We start from the raw sequence: 7050 nt of genomic DNA, 5'->3' as shown, positions 1-7050 counted from the left end.
CGCGGGTGCTTTATGGCACGCGGGTATCGCTGCTGTTCGCCTTTGCCCTAACCGTGGTCAGTGTGCTCATAGGCGTGGCGGCGGGCGCCCTGCAAGGCTACCACGGGGGCTGGGTCGACCTGTTCGGCCAGCGCTTGCTGGAGGTATGGTCGGGGTTGCCAGTGTTGTATCTGTTGATCATCCTCAGCGGTTTCGTCGAACCGGATTTTTGGTGGCTGCTGGGGATCATGGCGCTGTTCTCCTGGCTGACCCTGGTCGACGTCGTGCGCGCCGAGTTCCTGCGTGGGCGCAACCTTGAGTATGTAAAGGCTGCGCGGGCGTTGGGGTTACCGGACAGTCAGGTAATGTTGCGGCATATCTTGCCCAATGCCATGAATGCCACGCTGACCTATGTGCCGTTCATGCTGACCGGGGCGATTACCACACTGACCGCGCTGGACTTTCTGGGCTTTGGCATGCCAGCGGGCAGCGCCTCGCTGGGCGAGCTGGTGACCCAGGGCAAGCAGCACCTGGAGGCGCCGTGGCTGGGCTTTACCGCGTTCTTTGCGCTGGCGGTGATCCTGTCGCTGCTGGTGTTTATCGGGGATGCCTTGCGTGAGGCGTTTGACCCCCGACGATGAGTTTTCAGGCCTGGCCTTTTCGCAGGCTTGTGCCAATACATGATTCAGGATGTTCACCCATGCACGACAGCAACAGCCTCAAGGACTACCCCCAGGTACGGCAACTGGCGATCCGATCGCTGTTCGAGATCATCGAACAGTCCAGCGAAGGCACGGTGATCGTCGACCGCCAGGCACGCATCGTCTGGATGAACGAACGCTACGCTCGGCGCTTTGGCCTGGCCGACGCTGCCAGTGCCATCGGCCAGCCGTGCGAAACAGTGATCCCCGGCAGCCTGATGCGCGACGTGGTGAGCAATGGCCGCCCCATCCTGCTGGACATGCTCGACACGCCGAACGAGCCGTTGGTGGTCATGCGCCTGCCCATCCACGATGACCAGGGCGCGCTGATCGGCGCCATTGGCTTTGCCCTGTTCGACGAACTGCGCAGCCTATCGCCGCTGCTCAAGCGCTACGCCAGCATGCAGCAGGAACTGGCCTCGACCCGCTCGCAACTGCGCGCCCGCCAGGCCAAATACAGCTTCGCCCAGTTCGTAGGCAGCAGCGCGCCCAGCCTGGAAGCCAAGCGACGCGCCCGGCGTGGCGCCGGCAGTGATTCGCCCGTGTTGCTGCTGGGCGAAACCGGCACCGGCAAGGAGCTGCTGGCCCACGCCATTCACGCAGCGTCAGCACGGGCACACAAAGCTTTTGTCAGCATCAACAGCGCCGCCATCCCCGAGACGCTGCTGGAAGCCGAATTCTTCGGCACCGCGCCGGGTGCCTTTACCGGCGCAGACCGCAAAGGCCGCAGCGGCAAGCTGCAACTGGCCGAAGGCGGCACGCTGTTCCTCGACGAGATCGGCGACATGCCGCTGGCCCTGCAGAGCAAGCTGCTGCGGGTGCTGCAGGAAAAGGAATACGAACCGGTCGGGTCGAACCAAATGCTGCGCAGCGATGTGCGCATCATTGCCGCCACCTCCATCGACCTGCAGGCAGCCATGGCCCGCGGGGCCTTCCGCGCCGACCTGTATTACCGGCTGAATGTGCTGCCGATCGAAGTCCCGCCGTTGCGACAACGGCTTGAGGACCTGCCCGCGCTGTGCGAGGCCATATTGGCTGAGCTGGGCAGCCAGTACGAGCTGGAAGCTGAAGCGCAGCAACTGCTGGCCAGGCATGCGTGGCCGGGGAACATTCGCGAGCTGCGCAATGTGCTGGAGCGCGCGACCCTGCTGGCGGATCAGCCCCGGTTGGGGGTTGCGGACCTGCGTGCGGCATTGGGGCCATTGAGCCCGCTGGCTGAAGCGCCCGTGCGGCAGCGCTACCGTGACGCGTGCGAGGCCTTTGAACGCGACCTGATTGCCGGGGCGCTGGCCGAACAGGGAGGAAAAGTGCCAGAGGCAGCGGCAGCCTTAGGGCTGGGGCGGTCGACGCTGTACAAGAAGATGGCGGCACTTGGTCTCTGATTGGAGACTTTTGTTTCTGATTTGAGATTACCGCCAGAGCTCCGCCCTTTAACACAGGCAAGCCAGCGATGGGCTGTAAGGCAGCCCATGGCGTCTCTGAATGTAGACACAGACTTCTAACAAAACCCTTTAACCCTTACAAATCAGCCAGTTACATAGTTGGCACGATTCCCGCTATCTCCTGCTCAACGATAAAAACAAGACTCACCCAGGAGACCCACCCCGATGACCGTGCTCATCGCACTCGCTGCTTTGGCCTTGCTGATGCTGGCCGCCTACCGCGGTTACAGCGTAATCCTCTTCGCCCCCATTGCCGCCCTCGGCGCTGTCCTGCTCACCGACCCTGCTGCCGTCGCCCCTGCGTTCACGGGGGTGTTCATGGAGAAAATGGTCGGTTTCATCAAACTGTACTTCCCGGTATTCCTGCTGGGCGCGGTGTTCGGCAAGCTGATCGAGCTGTCCGGCTTCTCCCGCTCGATCGTCGCCGCGGCCATCCGCCTGCTCGGCACCCGCCAGGCGATGCTGGTCATCGTACTGGTCTGTGCCCTGCTCACTTACGGCGGTGTTTCGCTGTTCGTGGTGGTGTTCGCGGTGTACCCGTTCGCCGCCGAAATGTTCCGTCAGAGCAACATCCCCAAACGCCTGATACCGGCCACCATCGCCCTGGGTGCATTCTCGTTCACCATGGACGCCTTGCCCGGCACCCCACAAATCCAGAACATCATCCCCAGCACCTTCTTCAACACCACCGCCTGGGCCGCACCGTGGCTGGGCCTGATCGGCACGCTGTTCGTGTTCCTTACCGGCATGGCCTACCTGCAGCGCCAGCGCAACAAGGCCCTGCGCGCCGGTGAAGGTTATGGCACCGACTTGCGCAACGAACCGGAAACCGCTGCCGACCTGAGCCTGCCCAACCCCTGGCTGGCGCTGTCGCCGCTGATACTGGTGGGGGTGATGAACCTGGTGTTCACCCACTGGATACCACAATGGTATGGCCCCAGTCACAGCCTGCAACTGCCAGGCATGAGTGCACCGGTACAAAGCGACGTGGCCAAGCTGACGGCCATCTGGGCTGTGCAGGCCGCGTTGTTGGTGGGCATCCTGATGGTCCTGGTGTGCGCCTTTGGCGCCATTCGTACACGCCTGGCCGAAGGCACCAAAAGCGCGGTGGGCGGTGCCTTGCTGGCAGCCATGAACACCGCTTCGGAATACGGCTTTGGCGCGGTAATCGCCTCGCTGCCGGGTTTTCTGGTGCTGGCCGATGCCCTGCGCGGCATCCCCAACCCCTTGGTGAACGAAGCCATCACCGTGACCTTGCTGGCCGGCATCACCGGCTCTGCTTCGGGCGGCATGAGCATCGCCCTGGCGGCCATGGGCGACACCTTCATTGCCGCCGCCCACGCGGCCGACATCCCGCTGGAAGTGCTACACCGGGTGGCCGCCATGGCCAGCGGCGGCATGGACACCCTGCCGCACAACGGCGCGGTGATCACCTTGCTGGCGGTGACTGGCCTCACCCACCGCGAGGCCTACAAGGACATTTTTGGTATTACCCTGATCAAGACCCTGGCGGTGTTCGTGGTCATCGCCACGTTCTACGCCACTGGCATCGTCTAAGGAGCATGGCATGACCCTTGAAGGCAAAACTGCACTCGTCACCGGTTCCACCAGCGGCATTGGCCTGGGCATCGCCCAGGTATTGGCCCGGGCTGGCGCCAACATCGTGCTCAACGGCTTTGGCGACCCGGGCCCCGCCATGGCGGAAATCGCCCGGCACGGGGTGAAGGTTGTGCATCACCCGGCCGACCTGTCGGAGGTGATCCAGATCGAGGCCTTGTTCAACCTGGCCGAACGTGAGTTCGGCGGCGTCGACATCCTGGTCAACAACGCCGGTATCCAGCATGTGGCACCGGTTGAGCAGTTCCCGCCAGAAAGCTGGGACAAGATCATCGCCCTGAACCTGTCGGCCGTATTCCATGGCACACGCCTGGCGCTGCCGGGCATGCGCACGCGCAACTGGGGGCGCATCATCAATATCGCTTCGGTGCATGGCCTGGTCGGCTCGATGGGCAAGGCAGCCTACGTGGCAGCCAAGCATGGTGTGGTCGGCCTGACCAAGGTGGTAGGCCTGGAAACCGCCACCAGTCATGTCACCTGCAATGCCATTTGCCCGGGCTGGGTGCTGACACCGCTGGTGCAAAAGCAGATCGACGATCGTGCGGCCCAGGGTGGCGATCGGCTGCAAGCGCAGCACGATCTGCTGGCAGAAAAACAACCATCGCTGGCCTTCGTCACCCCCGAACACCTCGGTGAGCTGGTACTCTTCCTGTGCAGCGAGGCCGGTAGCCAGGTTCGGGGCGCCGCCTGGAACGTCGACGGTGGCTGGTTGGCCCAGTGACGGGCGGCCTGGGCCTGGCAACGGTCCCGCATTCGTTTATCAGCAAGGAGGCCTTATGCGCCCTACCCCAATGACCGCGATTCTGGCCCTTAGCCTGGCCGCCGCCGCACCTGCGATGGCCGCCAGCCTGAAGGACATCGCGCCCTACCCCGAGGCGGAAAAAGGCTTCACCCGGCAGGTTATCCACCTGCCGGCCCAGGCCGACGAGTCGGCCTATAAACTGGAAATCCTGGCTGGCAAGACGCTGCAGGTCGACTGCAATCGTCAGCGACTGGGCGGCAACCTTGAAGCACGCACCCTGGAAGGCTGGGGCTACGATTACTACCGCCTGGACAACGTCAGCGGCCCGGCCAGCACGCTGATGGCCTGCCCGGACAGCAAGAAGACCGAGGCCTTCGTGCCGGTGGTCGGCGATGGCTTCCTGCTGCGCTACAACAGCAAGCTGCCGGTGGTGGTGTATGTGCCCAAGGATGTCGAAGTGCGTTACCGCGTGTGGTCGGCATCGCAGGATGTGCAGAAGGCTAAAGTAGAGTAGGCAGGACCGCTTTCTCTGCAGGGTCAGCCTCTTCGCACCACAAGGCTGATCCTGCCCTGAGCCTGTTTTTGTTCCGGTAAAGGAGATTCGGCATGAACGATGTGCTCTGGCGCCCGTCCACAACGCAGATCGAGGCCAGCCGGATGGATGCCTTCCGCCGCCGGGTCAACCTGCGCTACAACCTGCAACTCAACGACTACCAGGCCCTGCACGGCTGGAGCATCGAACAGCGCCCCGCCTTCTGGCAAACCCTGGCCGAGTATTTCAACGTTCATTGGCATACGCCGCCCAGCCAGGTGCTCAGCGAAGGGCCGCAAATGCCCGATGCACAGTGGTTCGCCAATGCCACCCTGAACTTTGCCGAACACCTGCTGCGCCGCCGCGACGACCGCCCGGCCGTGGTCGCCGTGCGCGAAGACGGCCAACGCGAAGTGTTCACCCATGCCGAACTGGCCGCACAGGTGGCCGGGCTGCAAACGGCATTCAAGGCTGCAGGTATCGTCCCGGGCGACCGGGTAGCCGCCATCATGCCCAACACCTGGCAAACACTGGTGGCCATGCTCGCCTGCACCAGCCTTGGCGCGGTCTGGTCTACCTCCTCGCCCGAGTTCGGCGTGCACGGCATCATCGACCGCTTCGGCCAGATCGAACCCAAGCTGCTGATCGTCTGCGCCGGTTACGAGTATGCTGGCAAGGCCATCGACCAGGTGACCAAGGTCAACCAGGTGTGTGCGCAGTTGCCTGGCCTGGAGCAACTGATCGTGGTGCCCCATACCCGCAAAGGCACGCGTGCCGACGAATTCCAGGCAGCCAACGTCAGCCTGTGGGATGACCTCTTCCAGCCCGGCGGCGAGCCCCATTTCACCCCGCTGCCGTTCGACCACCCGCTGTACATCCTCTATTCCAGTGGCACCACTGGCGTCCCCAAGTGCATTGTCCATCGCGCCGGAGGCGTGCTGTTGCAGCACCTCAAGGAACACGGCCTGCACAACGACCTGAAGGCCGATGACGTGCTGTTCTACTACACCACCTGCGGCTGGATGATGTGGAACTGGCTGGCCAGCGGCCTGGCGGTGGGTGCCACGCTGGTGCTGTACGACGGCTCGCCGTTCCACCCAGGCCCCGAGCGCCTTCTGGACCTGATAGAGGCCGAGGGCATCCACGCCTTCGGCACCAGCGCCAAGTACCTGGCGGCACTGGAGCAGGCAGGCCTGGAACCTGCCACCAGCCACTGCCTGACCAGCCTGCGGCTGCTGCTGTCCACCGGTTCGCCGCTGTCACCGCACAGCTATGACTATGTGTACGACAAGATCAAGGCCGACCTGTGGCTCGTGTCCATGTCGGGCGGCACGGACATTGTCTCCTGCTTCGTGCTGGGCAACCCGACCCTGCCTGTGCGTCGCGGCGAAATCCAGTGCAAGGGCCTGGGTATGGCGGTGGAGGTGTGGAACGAGCAGGGTCAGCCCGTGGTGGACGAAAAAGGCGAGCTGGTGTGCACGCGCAACTTCCCCTCGATGCCACTCGGTTTCTGGAACGACCCGGACGGTCGCCGTTACCACGATGCTTACTTCAGTCAGTTTCCGGGGGTGTGGGCCCAAGGCGACTACGCCGAGCAGCGTGCCAGCGGGGGCATGGTGATCCACGGTCGCTCCGACGCTGTGCTCAACCCGGGCGGTGTGCGCATTGGCACGGCGGAGATCTACCGCCAGGTGGAAAAAGTCGAACAGGTTGTTGAAAGCGTGGCCATCGGCCAGGACTGGAACGGGGATGTGCGGGTGGTGCTGTTCGTGCGTCTGCACGACGGCCTGCAGCTGGATGACGCCCTGCGCCAGCACATCCGCCAGGTGATACGCCAGTACACCACACCCCGCCATGTCCCGGCGGTGATCGCCCAGGTCAGCGACATACCGCGCACCATCAGTGGCAAGCTGGTGGAACTGGCGATTCGCGATGTGGTGCATGGGTTGCCGGTGAAAAACACCGATGCCCTGGCCAACCCGGAGGCGCTTGATCAGTTTCGTGATCGCGCAGAGCTGAAGAGCTGACATTCATCGC

6 protein-coding genes are annotated in these 7050 nt (G+C 63.5%); all 6 read left to right on the top strand.

Annotation, left to right across the window (positions count from 1 at the left end):
• The coding region (locus tag ACK59Z_RS03045; protein ID WP_409292373.1) for an ABC transporter permease subunit at positions 1–620 on the top strand (620 nt) is incomplete at its 5' end.
• Between the two features lie 59 nt (positions 621–679).
• Positions 680–2062: a sigma-54-dependent Fis family transcriptional regulator gene (locus ACK59Z_RS03040; protein WP_108191075.1), complete on the top strand. Its 1383-nt coding sequence runs from the start codon at positions 680–682 to the stop codon at positions 2060–2062.
• Between the two features lie 225 nt (positions 2063–2287).
• A complete protein-coding gene (locus tag ACK59Z_RS03035; protein WP_004576648.1) occupies positions 2288–3679 on the top strand; it encodes a GntP family permease in 1392 nt (463 codons plus the stop codon).
• Between the two features lie 10 nt (positions 3680–3689).
• The gene (gene hbdH / locus ACK59Z_RS03030) at positions 3690–4460 is read left to right on the top strand and encodes a 3-hydroxybutyrate dehydrogenase (RefSeq protein WP_108191074.1); all 771 of its coding nucleotides are present in this window, start codon (positions 3690–3692) and stop codon (positions 4458–4460) included.
• A 55-nt stretch (positions 4461–4515) separates the two neighbouring features.
• Positions 4516–4995, top strand: coding sequence for a serine protease inhibitor ecotin (gene eco, locus ACK59Z_RS03025; protein WP_033725262.1), 480 nt, complete (start codon positions 4516–4518; stop codon positions 4993–4995).
• A 92-nt stretch (positions 4996–5087) separates the two neighbouring features.
• On the top strand, positions 5088–7040 hold the full coding sequence (locus ACK59Z_RS03020) for an acetoacetate--CoA ligase (protein ID WP_409292369.1): 1953 nt from the start codon (positions 5088–5090) through the stop codon (positions 7038–7040).
• The last annotated feature ends 10 nt before the right edge of the window (positions 7041–7050 follow it).

Origin of the sequence: Pseudomonas sp. KCJK9058 (assembly GCF_046230975.1) — a bacterium.
In the GTDB taxonomy this organism is placed as follows: domain Bacteria; phylum Pseudomonadota; class Gammaproteobacteria; order Pseudomonadales; family Pseudomonadaceae; genus Aquipseudomonas; species Aquipseudomonas alloputida.
The sequence above is the reverse complement of the archived record's forward strand: the minus strand, read 5'-3'. Positions and strand labels throughout refer to the sequence as shown.